At 56.4% G+C, this 17,503-nt stretch carries 15 protein-coding genes; 14 read left to right on the top strand and 1 reads right to left on the bottom strand.

Annotation, left to right across the window (positions count from 1 at the left end; genetic code table 11):
• Positions 1–8 precede the first annotated feature (8 nt).
• The 8 genes from PG5_RS01125 (at position 9) to PG5_RS01090 (ending at position 10,023) form a co-directional block, all read left to right on the top strand.
• Positions 9–941: a cupin domain-containing protein gene (locus PG5_RS01125; RefSeq protein ID WP_020795254.1), complete on the top strand. Its 933-nt coding sequence runs from the start codon at positions 9–11 to the stop codon at positions 939–941.
• Positions 942–962: 21 nt separating this feature from the next.
• A complete protein-coding gene (locus tag PG5_RS01120) occupies positions 963–2,105 on the top strand; it encodes an acyl-CoA dehydrogenase family protein (RefSeq protein WP_020795253.1) in 1,143 nt (380 codons plus the stop codon).
• Positions 2,106–2,140: 35 nt separating this feature from the next.
• Entirely contained in the window at positions 2,141–3,634 is a 1,494-nt protein-coding gene (locus PG5_RS01115; protein WP_020795252.1) for an aldehyde dehydrogenase, read from the top strand.
• Positions 3,635–3,719: 85 nt separating this feature from the next.
• Positions 3,720–4,592: an enoyl-CoA hydratase-related protein gene (locus tag PG5_RS01110; protein WP_020795251.1), complete on the top strand. Its 873-nt coding sequence runs from the start codon at positions 3,720–3,722 to the stop codon at positions 4,590–4,592.
• 5 nt (positions 4,593–4,597) lie between these two features.
• Complete coding sequence (locus tag PG5_RS01105; RefSeq protein WP_020795250.1) at positions 4,598–5,749, top strand: CaiB/BaiF CoA-transferase family protein; 1,152 nt, start codon at positions 4,598–4,600, stop codon at positions 5,747–5,749.
• 51 nt (positions 5,750–5,800) lie between these two features.
• The gene (locus PG5_RS01100) at positions 5,801–7,204 is read left to right on the top strand and encodes an aldehyde dehydrogenase family protein (protein ID WP_020795249.1); all 1,404 of its coding nucleotides are present in this window, start codon (positions 5,801–5,803) and stop codon (positions 7,202–7,204) included.
• 168 nt (positions 7,205–7,372) lie between these two features.
• Complete coding sequence (locus tag PG5_RS01095) at positions 7,373–8,287, top strand: transporter (RefSeq protein ID WP_081648121.1); 915 nt, start codon at positions 7,373–7,375, stop codon at positions 8,285–8,287.
• Between the two features lie 47 nt (positions 8,288–8,334).
• Positions 8,335–10,023 carry a GMC family oxidoreductase gene (locus PG5_RS01090; RefSeq protein WP_020795247.1) on the top strand — a complete coding sequence of 563 codons (1,689 nt, stop codon included), beginning with the start codon at positions 8,335–8,337 and terminating at the stop codon, positions 10,021–10,023.
• Between the two features lie 11 nt (positions 10,024–10,034).
• On the opposite strand, the gene PG5_RS01085 is transcribed toward PG5_RS01090, so the two are convergent.
• Complete coding sequence (locus PG5_RS01085; protein ID WP_042955127.1) at positions 10,035–11,243, bottom strand: multidrug effflux MFS transporter; 1,209 nt, start codon at positions 11,241–11,243, stop codon at positions 10,035–10,037.
• A 232-nt stretch (positions 11,244–11,475) separates the two neighbouring features.
• Here PG5_RS01085 and PG5_RS01080 point away from each other — a divergent pair, with 232 nt between their 5' ends.
• The 6 genes from PG5_RS01080 to PG5_RS01055 all read left to right on the top strand — a co-directional run bounded on the left by PG5_RS01080 (position 11,476) and on the right by PG5_RS01055 (position 17,470).
• Positions 11,476–12,279 (top strand): SDR family NAD(P)-dependent oxidoreductase, encoded by an 804-nt coding sequence (locus PG5_RS01080; RefSeq protein ID WP_042955126.1) that lies wholly within the window; start codon positions 11,476–11,478, stop codon positions 12,277–12,279.
• A 179-nt stretch (positions 12,280–12,458) separates the two neighbouring features.
• Positions 12,459–13,694 carry an NAD(P)/FAD-dependent oxidoreductase gene (locus tag PG5_RS01075; protein ID WP_020795244.1) on the top strand — a complete coding sequence of 412 codons (1,236 nt, stop codon included), beginning with the start codon at positions 12,459–12,461 and terminating at the stop codon, positions 13,692–13,694.
• 30 nt (positions 13,695–13,724) lie between these two features.
• The gene (locus PG5_RS01070) at positions 13,725–14,036 is read left to right on the top strand and encodes a 2Fe-2S iron-sulfur cluster-binding protein (RefSeq protein WP_020795243.1); all 312 of its coding nucleotides are present in this window, start codon (positions 13,725–13,727) and stop codon (positions 14,034–14,036) included.
• 29 nt (positions 14,037–14,065) lie between these two features.
• A complete protein-coding gene (locus PG5_RS01065; protein WP_218187880.1) occupies positions 14,066–14,908 on the top strand; it encodes an acyl-CoA thioesterase II in 843 nt (280 codons plus the stop codon).
• Between the two features lie 41 nt (positions 14,909–14,949).
• On the top strand, positions 14,950–16,605 hold the full coding sequence (locus tag PG5_RS01060) for an ATP-dependent acyl-CoA ligase (protein WP_020795241.1): 1,656 nt from the start codon (positions 14,950–14,952) through the stop codon (positions 16,603–16,605).
• A gap of 169 nt (positions 16,606–16,774) precedes the next feature.
• Positions 16,775–17,470 carry an SDR family NAD(P)-dependent oxidoreductase gene (locus tag PG5_RS01055; RefSeq protein WP_020795240.1) on the top strand — a complete coding sequence of 232 codons (696 nt, stop codon included), beginning with the start codon at positions 16,775–16,777 and terminating at the stop codon, positions 17,468–17,470.
• Positions 17,471–17,503: the final 33 nt, after the last annotated feature.

Raw genomic sequence — 17,503 nt, 5'->3', positions numbered from 1 at the left:
GGCGACCTATGACACCGTTATCTGCAAGCGCCGCCCCACAAGGCTATTTCGAACAGTTAGCCGACAGGGGATTATCGCCTGGCTGGGCCAAGAAAAAACCTCAGATGTGGCCACAGCCCCGCCCTCGTTTTGTACCGGCGGTGTGGCGGTATGCTGATGCCCGTGCGGCACTCGACCAAGCCTGCGAATTCGTCTCGCCGGAACAGGCAGAGCGGCGCAACTTGATCATGGTCAACCCTGTCCCGGATAACCTGTATCCGACCTGTCAGAATCTCGTTGCGGCTTACCAATTGGTCTTGCCAGGTGAAACTGCTCGTTCACATCGTCATTCGCCTAATGCGCTGCGCCTGATCCTTGATGCCGGCGGGCAGACATTCACTATCGTCAACGGAGTGAAAATCGATGTGGCGGAAGGCGATGTGGTGCTGACCCCTTCATGGCATTGGCATGGGCACAGCAATTTCGGTGACGAACCCGCGTTCTGGATCGACTTCCTCGATGTACCGCTGGTGCAGAATCTCGATTGTATGTTTTTCGAGGACCATCCCTCGCGCAACGAGGAGCCAACCGCCCATGCCCCGGATTCTCCAATGCGCAATAAAGGGGCGGATATCAGCGCCCGATTGCGCACCGACGGTTCCTTTCCTGTCGAGTCCCGCGTTTTGAACACTATTGGCTTGCACGCAGTGGGTCTCAAGCAAGGGCAACGCCTGAGCTACGAAAAACGCCTCGAAAACAATATCTATGCAGTAACCGCCGGAGAAGTTCGGATGAACGTGGAAGGCCTCGGTGAGGTAGATCTGTACCGAGGCGACGTGATCGTTGTCCCAACCTGGAATGCCTATTCCATTGAAGGCCGTTGCGCCTGGGCCCAGATGATCCGGGTAACTGACGAGCCAGTGATGCGTGCCTTGGGTTTCGTTGATGTCACCCGGCTCTGAAAATCTTTAGAGGAATAAACCGTGAAGTTCACCGAAGAACAACAAATGCTTCGTGACATGGTCCGCCGGGTTGCTGAAGAGCAAGTGAAGCCGCTGGTAGCAGAGATGGAGGAGACTCGAGAGTTTCCCGAATCCCTGGTCGAGGTCTTTGGGGATCTCGGTTTGCTTCAGATGTGGGTGCCTGAGGAATATGGCGGTCCCGGTGGCGACCTGACCTCGGTGTGTATCGCCAAGGAAGAAATCGGCAAAGTTTCCCTGGCGGCGTCGACGCTTTGTGCAAACAACTCCATTGGTTTGATTCTGCCTTTGCTGCACTTCGGCACCCAGGCGCAAAAGGACCGATATCTGCCGTTGGCTGCCTTGGGCCGTACGCTGTCTTGCGTGGCAATCACTGAGCCAGACGCAGGCTCGGATGTATCGGCCATTCGTACCACCGCACGCAGAGACGGTGACAGTTACGTGGTTAACGGGCAGAAAAGCTGGATCACCTGGGCAGCCCAGGCCGACTACATGCTGCTTTTTGCCCGTACCAGTGAAGGTCGCGGTCACGACGGTATCAGCGTGTTTCTGGTCGATACCAAGACCCCAGGCCTGACCATCGGGCGCAAGGAAGTAAAAATGGGCCGGCATGGTTCGCCGTCATACTCGGTGTTCTTTGAGAACATGCGAATTGATGCCGATTGTCTCTTGGGTGAGGAAGGTACTGGCTTCAAGGCTTGTATGAAAATCCTCGACCTGAACAGGCCATCGGTCGCGGCGTCCTCATTAGGGTTAGCCCAAGCGGCATTGGACGAGTCAATCCTCTATGCCCGCGAACGTCGCCAATTTGGAAAGCGCATCGCAGACTTCCAGGCGATCCAATTCAAGATTGCTGATATGGCGATGAAGATAGAGGCCGCACGGGCGTTGCTCTACACCAGTACCCAGGAGATCGACAGTGGTGATACCAGTCGCCTGACTCTGCTGTCCTCAATGGTCAAGTGCTACGTCACCGATGTTGCAATGGAAGCGGCCCTGGAGGCGGTGCAAATTCACGGCTCTTACGGCTATTCCACCGAGTACCCGGTGGAGCGCTTCATGCGTGATGCGAAGCTGAACCAGATTCTGGAAGGTACCAACGAGATTCATCACGTGATCATTGCTCGGCAGTTGCTGGGCAAGTGAACGGTTATTTTTCCAATAAAAACTAAGGAAATTCCATGATGAACTGCCATTCCGCAGTCGGCACCGCCGCCAAGGCTTTTCTCAATCGTCAGCATCAATTGTTGATCGACGGCCAATGGGTCGAGGCCAGCTCCGAGACTCGCACCTCGCTTATTGATCCGGCTACCGGCGATATCATTTCCACTGCCGCCCAAGGCACTGCTGCCGATGTCGATCGTGCAGTCGAGGCGGCGCGGCGTGCTTTCGAAGGTCCATGGCGCAAAACCACTCCTGCCCAGCGCACCCAGATGATGCTGCGTTTCGCCACCCTGATTGAGGCCAACGCCCAGGAGCTGGCGGAGCTGGAATGTATCAATAGCGGCAAACCCTTGATGTTCTGCCGCAATGGAGATGTCGTCGGGATCGTCGAGATGCTTCGCTACATGGCCGGCTGGACGACCAAAATGGGTGGGGAAACTCCCAATGTGTCGTTGCCTGGCGAATGGCATGCCTACACCTTGCTTGAACCGGTTGGTGTAGTGGGGCAGATCGTTCCGTGGAATTTCCCGCTGAACATGACCATGTGGAAAATTGCTCCGGCAATTGCCGCTGGCTGCACCATCGTGCTGAAGCCTTCCGAACAGACGCCGCTGACCGCCTTGCGCCTTGGCGAGTTGGCACTCGAAGCAGGTATCCCGCCTGGCGTGCTGAACATCGTGACCGGCTTCGGCAATCCGGTGGGAGCTTCGATTGCGGCTCATCCAGGAATCGACAAGGTGGCGTTTACCGGTTCGACTGAGGTTGGCCGGCGGATTGCGCAAGCAGCTACCGGTAACCTTAAAAAAGTCTCTTTAGAGCTCGGCGGCAAGTCTCCGGTAATCGTATTTCCGGATGCCAATCTGCAAGCAGCGGCGGCCGGGGTTTGCTCATCGATCTTCTTCCACGCGGGTCAGGTATGCGCCGCCGGTTCGCGCTTGTATGTGCATGAACGGGTCTTCGACGAAGTGCTTGATGGGGTAGCCCGACGAGCTCGGGAAATTCGCGTTGGCCATGGCATGGATGAGGGCACTGAAATGGGCCCGGTAATATCCCAGCGTCAACTGGACCGCGTACTTGGATACATCCGCAGCGGCCAGGAGCAGGGCGCATCCCTGCTGGTGGGTGGAGAGCGGATTGGCGAGCAGGGTTTTTTTGTTCAGCCCACGGTACTTACCGGAGTCAAGCCTGGCATGGCGGTCCATGATGAAGAAATCTTCGGCCCGGTGCTCTGCGCCATGTCGTTCAATGACGATGATCTGGACCGCATCAGTGCCACCGCCAACGCCTCGCCTTATGGTCTGGCGGCGAGCGTCTGGACCCGCGACCTCAGCATCGCCCACAAGATGGCCCGGCGGCTGCAGGCCGGGATCGTCAATGTCAACGCGCTGTCGTCGCCTGACGCCACCTTGCCGTACGGCGGCTACAAACAGTCGGGCTGGGGCCGTGAGCGCGGATTTGACGCGATCAAGCTCTATACCGAAGTCAAGGCCGTCGCCGTCAATCTCAACTGACGTCTAGCCGCCGATGATTGAGTGGCCCACGGGCTATTGCGCCCGTGGACCTTATCGAACGCCGCAACAAGAAGGACAACAAACCATGGCAGCTAACGGCAGTATTGATTACCTAGCTCGGGACGGTCGCGCTTACATCACCATCAACCGTCCGGATAAAAAAAATGCAATGACCAACGTCATGCTCGATCAACTGATGGATGGATATGATCGCGCCGAAGCTGACGATGACGTACGGGTGGTGGTGTTGCAGGGCGCCGGTGATGACTTCACCACCGGGCACGACCTGGCCGAAGTCGGCACCGAGTACGGCGAAACGACCCTTGACGCTAAAGGTCGTCCGCGCAAACCAAGCCAGCGCGCGCGCTTGCTGCATGACAAACGTTATATCGAGCGCTTCGAGCGTGTATTCAAATTCCTCAAGCCGACGCTTTCATTGGTCAAAGGCTACTGCTTGGGCGGTGGGCTTTATCTGGCCGAAGCTTCGGATCTGGTGATCGCCGCTGACACCGCGAAAATGGGTCACCCGGAGCAAAAACTCGGCCTGAGTGGCGCGGCGTACTTTGCTGCCTGGGAAATGATGGCTTTGGGCCCGCGCAAGGCTCGCGAATTATTACTGCTTGCAGAGGTCTGGGACGCGCCCACGTGTCTGGCCAATGGCTTGGTGAACAAGGTTGTAGCAGCCGCTGATTTGCAGGAGGCAGGAGAGGAGTGGGCCGAACGCATCGTGCGTCTTCCTCGTGACGGCATTGTCATGGGCAAGGCTGCAACCAACCTGGCAATGGACTCTTTGGGTATATCCAGTCAATTCGCCTATGGCCACATCCTACATGCGCTGGCGACCAACGTTCGTTATGAAGCCGACGAGTTCAACTTCATGAAGCAGCGTCGGGATAAAGGTGTGCGGTCGTCCAATCATGAGCGCGAAGCGTTCTACGACAAGAAAGAACAGGAGTAAGGCTCATGAGTGCATTGAAAGGCCTCAAGGTGTTGGATTTCACACAAATGATGACCGGTCCCTTCGCCACCATGATGTTGGCGGACTCCGGTGCCGACGTTCTCAAGGTCGAGCAGCCAGATGGTGATCCGTTTCGCAAGTCCGGTGAGACCACCATCAACGACGACGGGGTGTTTTTCCTGGCGATCAATCGTAACAAGCGCGGGATCGTACTGGACCTGAAAACCGCAGAGGGCCAGGCAGCCGCGCAAGCCCTGGCCGCGGAAGCCGACGTGTTCGTTGAAAACTTTCGACCCGGCTTTGCCGAAAAGGCCGGCCTGGGTTATGAGGCGTTGAGCAAGATCAACCCTCGCCTGGTGTATTGCTCTATCACCGGTTTCGGCCAAAGTGGCCCGGACCGTGATCGGCCAGCACTAGACATGATTATCCAGGCCATGTCGGGAATCATGCAGATTACCGGGACCCAGGAGTCGGGCCCGATCAAGACCGGTTTCCCTTTTGCTGACCTGGTCACAGCTTTGCTGGCCAATGTCGGAATCCTCACTGCATTGCAGGCACGCCAGACCACAGGGGTAGGCCAACGAGTCGATTTATCGATGCTCGACGCGACCATTTTCAGCCTGGTCCCGCGAGACGTGTATTTCGACGTGACGGGCAAGACTCCGGGGCGCATGGGTAACGAGCACTGGGATATCGTGCCGAATAATACCTACCGCACCAGCGATGGCCGCGACATCATGATCATTACGATCAACGAGAAGTTCTGGCACATCCTCTGCGACGCGCTGGATGCCAGCGAGTTGAAGACCGATCCGAGATTCGCCAACAAGGCAGCGCGCCTGGCCAACCGTGATGCGGTCAACAGTACTCTTGCTAATATTTTTGCCACTCGCACCCTGGCCGAGTGGGATGCGGCGTTGTCGGCGGCGGGTGCGATCTATGGTCCGGTCAAAACCTGGCCGGAAGTCTTCAGCGACCGGCATACCGTGGAAAACTTGCTCAAGACCCTTGAGCATCCACTGGGTGGTAGCTTCAAGGTCATCAATAACCCACTGCATTTTTCCGCGACGCCTAACTCTATCTATCGTTCTCCACCATTAAAAGGACAGCACGACAGTGAGGTGCTGACGGCCGATAAAATCGTGTGGCCGTGCTAGTAAAGCTGCCAGCCTGGCAGTGGATAAATGGATTTATCAGGGAGACTTGAGATGCGTTACGAGCTGTTGATTGATGGCCAACTGAGCTGTGGTGAGGGATCAATCGGGGTTATAGATCCCGCAACTGGCGAGGTTTTTGAGCACTGCGCGCGTGCCTTGCCCGAACATCTGGAGTTGGCTGTCGCGGCGGCCTTACGCGCGTTCGACGGGTGGAGTCGAGAGTCACTGGCTTCACGTCAGTCTCTTCTGGGGGCAATCGCCGATGTGATTGAAAACAACGCGCAGCCGCTGGCCAACCTGCTGACTCGTGAACAGGGCAAACCGCTGGCCGACTCCATATGGGAGGTCAATGGCGCCGCTTACATCTTTCGTTATTATGCGAACCTGGATATTCCTGTGCAGGTATTGGAGGACTCGCCCCAACGGCGAGTCGAGCAGCATCAAATGCCCTTGGGCGTCGTCGGCGCAATCCTGCCGTGGAATTTTCCGATGTTCATGGCGGCGGCAAAAATTGCACCGACTCTGCTGGCGGGCAACACGCTTGTACTCAAGCCCGCACCTAGTACGCCCCTGACCACACTGCACCTGGGAGCGCTGATCAAGGACCTGGTGCCTGCCGGGGTGCTCAACCTGATTGCCGATCTTAATGATCTGGGGCCGTTGCTAACCGCGCACCCCGACATTCGCAAGATCGGTTTTACCGGCTCCACCCAGACCGGACTTAAGGTGATGGGCTCGGTGGTGCCCACACTCAAGCGGCTGACCCTGGAGTTGGGTGGCAACGATGCCGCTATCGTGCTGGAGGACTGCGATCCTCGGGTCGTCGCCACCAAACTGTTCAAAGCTGCATTTTCTAACAACGGGCAAATCTGCGTAGCGCTTAAGCGGCTTTATGTGCCGGCCTCCTTGTACGACGCCGTGTGCGGAGAGCTTGCCGCTATCGCCAATCGTAGCGTGGTCGGTCCTGGCTTGGAGCAGGGCACTGAACTGGGACCGATTCAGAACCAGGCACAATACGAGCGGGTGCTGAGCCTGATCGAATCTGCCAGACAAGACGGCACGATCATCGCCGGTGGCCAACGCTTGGATCTACCCGGTTATTTTGTACGACCTACCATCGTGCGCGATATTAACGAAGGCTCGGCACTGGTCGATGAGGAGCAGTTCGGCCCAGTGCTTCCGGTGATCCGCTACCAAAGTCTGGATCAAGCTATCGACAGTGCCAATAACACACAGTTCGGGCTTGGTGCGTCTGTGTGGTCGAAGGATGTCGCCCAGGCCTATGCCGTGGCTGAGCGTCTCGACGCTGGCACGGTGTGGATCAACAATCACGGTGATGTCGGGCCGAGCATACCGTTCGGTGGCTCTAAAATGTCCGGGGTAGGCGCCGAGTATGCTCAGGAGGGCATCGCCGAATTAACTCAATTGAAAATTATCAACATCGCCAAAAGTTAGTTGTCTGTAAGCGAGAGCTTGTTTGTAATATTTTCAGATGGCTCGTAACTTTCCGCCTCTCTGCTCGAAGCTTTTCTATGGCTTACGAGCAGTTTGGTGCATGGAAGTGTCTGCTAAATAACTAGTCGCTGAAGCTTAAGAATAATAAGAAAGACTGGAGTCAATGGAATGTATAAAATCCTGTTGAGTGCGACGCGTCGTGTCCGAAAAGCAATGTGCGGGAGTTGTTTTGGAGTAAGCTTGTTTTTACCTTGCTTAAACGCCCATGCGTTGGGTATCAGTCTGGGGGATTGGGTTTCACCTTCGCCAGGCCATCCGATTTTTGCTTGGCATGTGGTGCAGACAAATAATCATAAAATCTACAAGAATAATAAGATAGTTAATGGCGAGGCCCGGAACAGCGTAAGTTCAACTTTGGTTCGTTATACCTACCCTGTTCGAATCGCCGAAAACGTGGTTGCCAATCCACAATTCGGCTTGATCGCAGCCGACATCGAAAGTAATCGTCCTTCGGGACTAAACGACAGCGCTGGCTTGTCGGATCCGTTCTTCACCGTGCCCTTTTTCTTCACCCTGGATGCTGAACACCGCGAGTATTTTGTTGCAGCGCCTTTCGTTTTTTTTCCGGTGGGGAGCTATGACCACAATAAAACAGTGAACACCGGCGAGAATCGCTGGCACACAGCCGTGCAGTTGGGTTATCAGCGGCAGTTGCTCGGTAGTTTCAATATTGAATTGATGGGGGAAGCCAATTTTTTCACCGATAACCATAAGTCTGGCCCGGATAACGGCAGCTTGAGTCAGGAGCCGATGTATCAAGTTAATGCTGCGGTGTCTTATATGTTTGGTGAGCATCTGAGTAATTTGGTTGGTGGTGGTTTGTCTCATCGCTGGGGTGGGGAAAATCATATTGATGGTCAAGCCTTGGGTGATCGTGCATCGTCAACCGCGATATTCGCGGAGGTCAGTACTTTTTTTACTGCCAAAGATCAAGTTCTGCTAGGGGTCAGTCGAGATGTTGTCGTGGAAAACGGATTCAAGACCGATACCGAATTAAAGTTTCGCTACATTCATGTTTTTTGATTGCTGATGCGTATTGCTCTTTCATCACTCAATTACACGGAGTTGTCATGCCTGATACTCAAGCCTTGGATGAAGATGTTTCAGTATTTGATTACATTATCGTCGGCGCTGGCGCGGCGGGTTGCGTCGTCGCCAATCGACTGAGCGAAGACCCGACTGTCACAGTTTGCCTGATTGAGGCCGGTCCGCCGGACAACAACCTGTTTATCAAGATGCCGGCCGGCTTTATCAAGATGGTAGGCAACCCACGCTACACCTGGAATTTCCAAACTCAACCCACGGCGTTGACCGGTGATCGACCGATCGATTTGCTCCAGGGACGCACCTTGGGTGGTGGTACCTCAATCAATGGGATGGCTTTCAATCGGGGGCAGGCCCAAGACTTCGATGAGTGGGCAGCGGCCGGGAATGCCGGTTGGGGATATAAAGATTTGCTGCCCCTGTTCATGGACCTGGAAAACCGCGAGGGCGGCGACCCTTTGGTGCGCGGCACGAAAGGCCCGCTTCCTATAACCGATGTGCGTTGGGACGATCCCTTGTGCAGCGCATTTATCGACGGTGTAGTCGAGTGCGGTACGGCGCGTAATGCGGATACCAATGGCCAGCGACAGGAAGGCGTGAGCTTTTCTCAGGTCAATATCAAGGACGGACGTCGAGTCAGCTCTTCCTCCGCCTTCCTGCAGCCGGTGTTGCACCGTAAGAACTTACATGTGCTGACTGATACCTTGGCGACTCGCGTATTGATGCAAGGTAAAGAAGCCCTTGGGGTCACATTGCAGAGAAATGAGCGGTGTTTTTCCCTGATGGCCCGACGAGAGGTAATACTGAGCGCGGGGGCAATCAACACTCCGCGTCTGCTTCAAGTCTCCGGCATCGGCGACAAGAATTTGCTGGAAAAGATTGGCGTGAAACTCGTACATCACCTTGTGGGTGTTGGCCAAAATCTGCAAGACCACTACATGGTGCAGATCGTGGCGCGAGGTAAGAATTTCACGTCCATCAACCAGTTAGCCCGTGGACCTGGATTACTGTGGCAAGGGCTTCTCTGGGTGTTGAAAAAGCCGAGTTTGTTAGGATTGCCGGTTGCATTAGTGCACTACTTCATGAGGTCCGGCCTGAGCCAGGGCGATGCAGACATCCAGGGTATCTTTACCCCCGCCAGCCATATGACGGGTAGCGACGGCCAACTGGATGAATACGCAGGGATGACCTGTGCGGTATGGCAGCACCGCCCCTTAAGTCGCGGTTTTGTCGCTGCTGTTTCCGACTGCGTGCATGACGTGCCGCTAGTGCAACCCAATTACCTGGCCCACGCCTTTGACCGCCAGGTTTTATTGGAGGCATGCAAAAAAGTCCGGGCAATTCTTGCCAGCCAGGCTATGCGCCCTTATTTCGAGTCCGAACTGGCGCCTGGTAGCGAGATTTCCAGTGATGAGCAGTGGTTTGACTTTGTCTGCAAAACTGGCTCGACAGTGTTCCATCCGGTGGGGACCGCGCGCATGGGGCCAGCCAGCGATGCAGGCAGTGTTGTCGACGACACCTTGCGAGTGCATGGAGTGACGCGCTTGCGTGTAATCGATGCGTCGATCATGCCCAATCTGACTTCGGCTAATACGGCGGCAGCGACGATGGTCATTGGCGAAAAAGGCGCCCGAATGATTCTGTCAGCACAAGCACCAACAAATGCCGACAATTCTTCGGTTGCGCAGCTCCCGATTGAGCGGGTCGCGCTTTAATAAGCGTTGAGTCAATGAGGCCCGCGCAAGGCCTCAGCGGCGTCCTTGCTCACCAGTAGCAAGTAGCCGAGTAGCGCGCAAACACCACAATTAGCGCTAAGTATGGTCATGGGAAGTGCGGTGCCGTCGTAGGCTCTTGAGACCAGAGCACTGGTTAACGCGCCGGCAGACATCTGAATGAACCCCATGGCTGCCGCCGCTGTTGCGGCCATGCCGGGGAAGGGCATAAGGGCGCCACTGATCAGGTGCGCCATCATGATTCCGGAGCCCAGGGTGAAAATCACCTGCGGTCCAAGGATGCCCCAAGTGGTACGGACTCCTGCCATTTCCAGCCCCATCATCAATACTCCACCACCGGCCAGCAGCAATCCACCAAATATCACCGCCCTGTGGCTCGAAAGGGTATGGCTCAAGCGTACCGTGAGAAAGCTGCCGCCAATGAAACCTAGGATTGTCAGTAGGTAATAACCACCAAAATGACCGGCAGGGATACCGCGTAACTCAATCAGCACGAAGGGAGCTGCGGACATGAAACTGTAGAAGCCGCCGGTCATGAATCCCAACGTCAGGCTATGTCCGAGAAAAAATCGATTGCTTAGTACGCTTTGATAATTGCGCAGAATGGTGGTCGGCGACATTCGCTGTCGACGCGCAGGGTCGAGGGTTTCCGGCAATTGGGTAATCACAGTGAACAGCACAACGGAGGCGAGCACCAGGAACACTGCGAAGATCGCTCGCCAACCCATGCTCATCAAAATCATTCCACCCAGTAAAGGCCCGACGGCAGGTGCCATCGCTTGCACACCGCCGATATAGGCCAGCATCCGTGCCGCCTGGAGAGGCTGGAATATGTCGCGAACCATGGCTTGGGACAACACCAATCCGCCGGCGGCGCCAAAGGCCTGGAGGAAGCGGCAGACAATCAGCAGTTCGATGCTGGGGCTGAGTAGGCAACCCAGGCTGGCCATAGCAAATACCGAGGTGCCCAACACAATCATCGATTTTCGTCCCCAGCGGTCGGCCAGCGGCCCATATACCGGTTGCGCCAAGGCCATACCCAGCATGTAGGCGCTGAGGGTCAGTTGCACATCGCTCGTGCTGGCGTTGAGTGCTAGCCCAATGGCTGGGAAGGCGGGAATGTAGGTGGCACTCGCCAAAGGCGCGAGGGCCATGATCATTGCGAAGAAAATAACCGTGTAGCGCGAGCTTTGGAGATCCATGAGTTCGGCGTGTCTTCTGTTTGTCTGGGGCGGAGTGCTGCTTGAGGGTAAAGGGCTGGTGGATTTTTACTAATCGTTAAGCCCTCTAAGTTGAGCTGATAATCCTATTGGTCACGACCCGGCAGCGATGCTGTAGTGCGATGTATGTCGCTACGGGGCCGTCTGGGCGCGGGTTTAGCGGTTATGTCCTGAGCAATGAGATCTTCAACAAAACAATCTCCAAGGAGCCTTTATGAGTCGACTCGACGGAAAAACTGTAATCGTCACGGGAGCGTCACAGGGGATGGGGCGCACCATTGCTCTTGAGGCGGCACGCCGCGGTGCCACATGGGTCACGTTGGCCGATATTCAGAGTTGCGAAGAAGTGGCCAGTGAAATTCGCGACATGGGAGTACAAGTTCTCGAGTCGAAAGTCGATCTGAGAAGCAGTGCCGACATTCGCCGGATGATCGACGATACAGCGCGCCAGGCCGGTGGTATCGATGTGCTGATCAACAACGCGGGTGTCACCGAAACCAGTCTTACCGGCAAACCTCAGCGCATCGAGGAACTCAGTGAAGAAACCTGGGATGCGATCATGGACATCAACTTGAAAGCTATCTGGTTGGCCGCCAAGTTCGCCGCGCCGCACTTGCGCCTTTCTCGCCATGGGCCGGTGATTATCAATGGTGCGTCGGTGGCGAGCACCGTCGCCTACCCAGGGCGGCCGGCCTATAGCGCGAGTAAGGGTGGGGTGAAAATGCTGACCAAGGCCATTGCGCAGGACTTGGCGGAAGACGGGATCCGTTGCGTCGGTTACGCCCCCGGCGGCATCGCAACCCCCATGTTTGAAGCAAGCGTTTCCAGCTTTGCGGATCGCGAGACCGCCATGGCACGCATGTCTGGCTCCCACTTGATCCCACGCCTTGGGACTGCCCTGGAAGTAGCCAACCTGGTGTGCTTCCTGGCCAGTGATGAGGCCTCTTTCCTGACCGGCGCAGTGTTCCCGGTAGATGGCGGAACTCTGGCCTGGCGCGGTTTACGCCAACCTGCCTGACTCGGGGAGATCTGCAGAAGGCGCGAGCCAGAGCGCTTCGCTCTCAATACAGAGTCAAAAACTATTGGACCTGCCGCCTCCCAATTCGGATATTGATGTCAAGGGGTGCGCAGGTGCAGCCCAACCAACAAAAGCGCCGCGTGCCAGATGACTGGTCGCAAAGGTGAAGAGGATCGGTCATGTCGCAACTTCCCTGCATCATCATCGGCGCCAGCCATGCTGCCGCTCAACTGGCACCCAGTTTGCGTCAAGAGGGCTGGGGCGGCCCGATTCTGGTGGTCGGTGACGAATCTTTCATTCCCTACCATCGTCCGCCGCTGTCCAAGGCCTACTTGCTGGGCGAAAAGACAGTCGATGAACTACTTATCCGTCCCGCCGACGCTTACGGGCGGCATGGCATCGAATTTCGTCTGGGAGCGCGCGTCGAGTCCATTGACCGCGAGGCCAAGGCACTGACGTTGGTAGGTGGTGAACAGCTCGCATACGCCAAATTGGCCATTTGCACCGGCACGCGAGTGAGGACCGTCAGCTTGCCCGGCTCCGAACTTGCCGGGGTTCATTATCTGCGCAACATCGAAGATATCGACCGTATCCGAATGGGGGTGAAACCCCAAGGACGTGCAGTAATCGTAGGTGGCGGCTACATCGGTTTGGAGACAGCCGCCGTACTGAATCAGCTGGGCATGCAGGTCACGGTTCTGGAAATGGCTGACCGGGTTCTCGCCAGAGTAACTGCACCTCAGGTGTCGGAGTTTTTCCAGCGAGTGCATCAGCAAGAAGGGGTGAGCATTCAAACAGCTATTGCTGTGAGTGGTTTTGATGGTGATGGCCGGGTTGAGCGGGTGTTGTGCGCCGATGGCCGACAGTTTGAAGCTGACCTTGTAATTATCGGTGTAGGCGTGGTGCCTAACGTGGAGCTGGCCGCTCAAGCTGGGTTAGCCACCGACAATGGCATTCTGGTGGATTCCTGTGCCCGCACGGCCGACCCCGATATCGTCGCGGTTGGCGACTGCACCCTGCACCCATCCCCCTATTACGGATTCATCCGCCTCGAATCGGTACCCAATGCAACCGAGCAGGCAAAAAGCGCAGCTGCCGCCCTATGCGGAAAGGACAAGCCCTACGCCGCGCTCCCTTGGTTCTGGTCTGATCAATACGACATGAAATTGCAGATCGCCGGTCTCAACCAGGGTTACGACCAGGTGGTGGTGCGGGGCGACCGTGAAGTCGGACGCAGCTTTTGTGCGTTCTATCTCAAGGAGGGCAAATTGATTGCAGCCGACTGTGTCAATCGCGCCCAGGAATTCATGTTCAGCAAACGCCTGATTACTGAAAACATCAAGGTCAGCGCTGAACAGTTGGCAGACGAAAACGTTCCGCTCAAATCGCTGCTGGTCTCTGACGACGCAGCTTAACCGCTCAACAAACAACAAAAGGTAGTCACCATGCCTGTCATCACATACATCCAACCAAACGGCCAAGCAGTCGAATTCGAGGTGCCCTTGGGCAGCTCGGTGATGCAGGGCGCCATCGATAACATGGTCGAAGGGATCGTTGCCGAATGCGGCGGGGCCTGTAGTTGTGCCACCTGCCAGGTGTACGTCGACTCGCAATGGATGGATATCGTCGGGCCTGCCTGCGATTTCGAACAGGACATGCTCAGCGCCGCGAGCGAGGTGCGTAGCAATAGCCGACTGAGTTGCCAGATCGAGATCACTCCGGAGTTGCATGGCCTGATTGTCTCGATGCCGGGGTAATTGAAGGCATGCCCTTTACAGTAACTGACTTGCTGCGCCTGCTGAGGCTGGAGCGTCAGGACCAATGGCAGTTCAGCGGGTACTCGCCCACCTGCGGCGCGCAGCGAGTGTACGGCGGACAGATACTCGGCCAGTCAATCATGGCCATGGGGCAAACAGTGCCCGAGGCTCATCGTCTGCATTCCATGCAGGGCTATTTTCTGCAACCCGGCGATGTGCACGAGCGCATTGATTTCAAGGTCCAGCCGATACGCGAGGGCCGCAATTTCAGCACGCGCTTACTATTGGCTTGCCAGGGGGAGCGGACGATCTTCAGTGGCGCCGCCTCATTTCATCGTATAGAGGGCGAGTATCGGCGGCTGGCTCCGATACCTGGTGTGGCGCCTGCTTCGGAGATGATTTCAGAGGCCGAATATTACACTGACGAACTCCCGTTGATCACGGGCTCCAACTCCCATACCCCCTTGTTGATGAGTTTGTTCGAGCGGCGTAGTGAGCACTGGCGCTCGTGGATCAATCCGGGGCCTCGGGAGCCGGTCAACGGTATCTGGTGCCGGTTGCGTGAGCCCTGTGGCGACGACCCTTTGCTGTGTCAGGCATTGCTGGCGTATATCTGCGATCTGGATTTGATGAACACCGCGATGCGTCCACGGGGAGTAGGTGCTCTCGACCCTTCGGCGCATGCCGCCAGTCTTGATCACGCCATGTGGTTTCATGCACCGGTACAACCAGACCGCTGGTTTTACTACGACCTGAGCGGCCCAAGTGCTGTGAACAACCGTGGCCTTGGCTGCGGCTCGCTTTTTCAGGACGGGCTATTGGTGGCTACTGCAATGCAGGAAGGCCTATTGCGCGAGCGTCGAAGTCGTTAGTCTTTTTGTCCATCAATCAAAACAAAGCGAGTGAATTAACCATGGGCCAGTGGGACGACAAGTTCGAGCGCGCGGCTCGTCAATGGGCGAGTTTTCGTCAGCCCGAATACGCCCAGGGCGACCGCGTACTGGGCCGAATCATAGAAGACAAGGCTCGTGAACATCCGTATCGCGAAGTGTTCCAGTTTCGGGACCATGCGATTACGTACGAGCAGCTCAACCAGCAGATCAATCGAGTGGCCAATGGCTTTATTGCCTTGGGAATCAAATCGGGCGACAAGGTCGCATTGATGTTACCCAACTGTCCGCAGTTCCTGATCAGTTGGTTTGGGCTAAACCGAATCGGCGCGGTCAGTGTGCCAATTAACGTGGCCCTTAAAGGTGCCGGTCTGGCTTACCAGATCGACCAGGCCGACTGCGTGGCACTGGTCGCCAGTGACAGTTACTTGCCCGCTCTGGACGCCATCGCTGAGCGACTGCTCAAACTGCGTCATATCATCATGGTCGCGAGTGGGCAAACGGCTGTCCTTAGCTCGTGGCCGGGCGTAGAAAGCCTGGACTTCAAAGCGCTTGCAGACCGAGCCGAGACCGCGCCCGCGGTAGTAGTGGACTTTCGCGACTTGGCTACGATCTCTTACACCTCCGGCACCACCGGGCAATCCAAGGGTGTGATGATCAGTCATCATTACTGGTATGAAATCTGGTCTCAGGCGGTCAAGTATTCTCAATACACCGATGATGACGTGCTGTACACCGGCCTGCCTTTCTTTCACACCAGTGCGCATGGCACTACCGGGCCGGCCATCCTTACCGGCGCCAAGGCAGTTTTGGTCGAGAGGTTTTCCGCCAGTCGAATGATGGATGACTGCCGTACCTGGGAGTGCACCTCGGCCAAGTACATTGGCGGTATTTTGTCGATTCTCATGAAACAGGAACCGCGACCCGAGGACTCGGATAATCCTTTGCGCCTGATGGTCGGAGCAGCCGCGCCCAAACACCTGTGGCATGCCTTCGAGCAGCGTTTCAATACCCGGCTTCTGGAACTTTATGGGATGACCGAATGCAACAGTTGCCTTGTCAATCCGATACACGATCGACGAGCCGGCTCCTGCGGTAAAGCCATCAGCGGTTACGACGTCAAGCTGGTAGACGATTGCGACAACGAAGTGGCCGTGGGGCAGGTTGGCGAGCTAGTGGTGCGCCCACAGCGCATGCACCTGGGCACGAGTGGCTACTACAAGAAACCGGAAGCCACCCTGGAGCTGTTCCAGAACCTATGGATTCATACCGGCGATCTGGCAACTCGCGATGCCGATGAGTATTTCTATTACGTGGATCGCAAGAAGCAAGCATTACGCCGCCGTGGTGAAAACATCTCTTCCTTCGAAGTGGAAGCGGTGCTCAACGCTCATCCGGCGGTGCTCGAATCATGCGTGGTGGGGGTGCCCTCGGAGTTGGGCGAAGACGATGTCAAAGCCGTCATTGTGCTCAAGGACAATCACACTATTACCGAAGTCGAGCTGATTCGATGGTGCGAATCGCGCATAGCCTACTTCGCTATCCCGCGCTATATCGCCGTGCGCCAGCACTTGCCCAAGACACCGAGCGAGCGGGTCGAAAAATACCTGCTGCGCAACGAAGGTGTCACCCCTGACTGCTGGGACCGTGAAGCAGCCGGCGTCGTCATCGCGCGCTGACGATTCCGGGGGGGGGGGCAGCAAGAGGAATACGCTCTCAGAGCCTCTCTAAATCCTATTGGACCTGACATCCGTTTGCCCTGAATCTGGCAACAGGCCCAAGCCACTGGCGGGGCACTTTGATCCACTCAAAAACAATTTCAATAGCTAGCGGTGAGACGAGGTAGGTATGACCGATAAAGTAGCAGTCGTTACAGGATCCAACGGCCTGACCGGGCAAGCCATTTGCCAGAATCTGCAACAACGTGGCTACACAGTCGTGGGTCTGGATATTGCCGATGCAGGCAAGGGTGGTTACGCCTATCGCAAATGCGACGTGACCGACTATGAGCAGATCAAGGCTTCCATTGAGGCGATCGACACCGAGTACGGCACAATTCGCGTCCTGGTCAACAATGCCGGCGTATGGCACGGCAAGTCGTTTTTCGACATCGCACCCAGTGACTATGACTTTACCTATGGGGTAAACGCCCGGGCGCCATTTTTCCTCAGTCAGGAAGTCGCAAAACGCATGATCCTGGCTGGTGGCGGCGGGGTGATCGTCAACCTGGCTTCCATTGTCGGCACCATCGGCAGCGGTGTGACCGACTACGGTGGATCCAAGGCCGCAATCATTAATCTGACCAAGAGTCTGGCCAAGCCGCTTGGGCCTCACGGTATCCGGGTGACTGCTGTCTCGCCAGGCACCATCAATACCGCGATGGGCGAACAAGTGCCTAAGGAACTTCGTGACAAGCTGATCGCAAGCACCGGTTTGCAACGCGCTGCAGAGCCGGAAGAGATCGCCTCGGTGGTTGGCTTCCTGGTGAGCGACGATGCCCGCTACGTGACGGGCGCGACCTTGGACGTCAACGGCGGCCTTTAACTGGTTGGGGGCCTGCTGCACCAATGCGCGGGC

Source organism: Pseudomonas sp. G5(2012), from assembly GCF_000408945.1.
GTDB lineage: Bacteria > Pseudomonadota > Gammaproteobacteria > Pseudomonadales > Pseudomonadaceae > Aquipseudomonas > Aquipseudomonas umsongensis.
Note: the sequence above shows the minus strand (reverse complement) of the source record. Positions and strands in the feature narration are given on the sequence as shown.

Excerpts from the sequence above, each read along its gene's own strand:
- PG5_RS01055 (WP_020795240.1), top strand. The coding sequence starts at position 16,775 with ATGACCGATAAAGTAGCAGTCGTTACAGGATCCAACGGCCTGACCGGG.
- PG5_RS01105 (WP_020795250.1), top strand. The coding sequence starts at position 4,598 with ATGAGTGCATTGAAAGGCCTCAAGGTGTTGGATTTCACACAAATGATG.
- PG5_RS01095 (WP_081648121.1), top strand. The coding sequence starts at position 7,373 with ATGTATAAAATCCTGTTGAGTGCGACGCGTCGTGTCCGAAAAGCAATG.
- PG5_RS01110 (WP_020795251.1), top strand. The coding sequence starts at position 3,720 with ATGGCAGCTAACGGCAGTATTGATTACCTAGCTCGGGACGGTCGCGCT.
- PG5_RS01125 (WP_020795254.1), top strand. The coding sequence starts at position 9 with ATGACACCGTTATCTGCAAGCGCCGCCCCACAAGGCTATTTCGAACAG.
- PG5_RS01060 (WP_020795241.1), top strand. The coding sequence starts at position 14,950 with ATGGGCCAGTGGGACGACAAGTTCGAGCGCGCGGCTCGTCAATGGGCG.
- PG5_RS01115 (WP_020795252.1), top strand. The coding sequence starts at position 2,141 with ATGATGAACTGCCATTCCGCAGTCGGCACCGCCGCCAAGGCTTTTCTC.
- PG5_RS01075 (WP_020795244.1), top strand. The coding sequence starts at position 12,459 with ATGTCGCAACTTCCCTGCATCATCATCGGCGCCAGCCATGCTGCCGCT.
- PG5_RS01100 (WP_020795249.1), top strand. The coding sequence starts at position 5,801 with ATGCGTTACGAGCTGTTGATTGATGGCCAACTGAGCTGTGGTGAGGGA.
- PG5_RS01090 (WP_020795247.1), top strand. The coding sequence starts at position 8,335 with ATGCCTGATACTCAAGCCTTGGATGAAGATGTTTCAGTATTTGATTAC.
- PG5_RS01070 (WP_020795243.1), top strand. The coding sequence starts at position 13,725 with ATGCCTGTCATCACATACATCCAACCAAACGGCCAAGCAGTCGAATTC.
- PG5_RS01080 (WP_042955126.1), top strand. The coding sequence starts at position 11,476 with ATGAGTCGACTCGACGGAAAAACTGTAATCGTCACGGGAGCGTCACAG.
- PG5_RS01085 (WP_042955127.1), bottom strand. The coding sequence starts at position 11,243 with ATGGATCTCCAAAGCTCGCGCTACACGGTTATTTTCTTCGCAATGATC.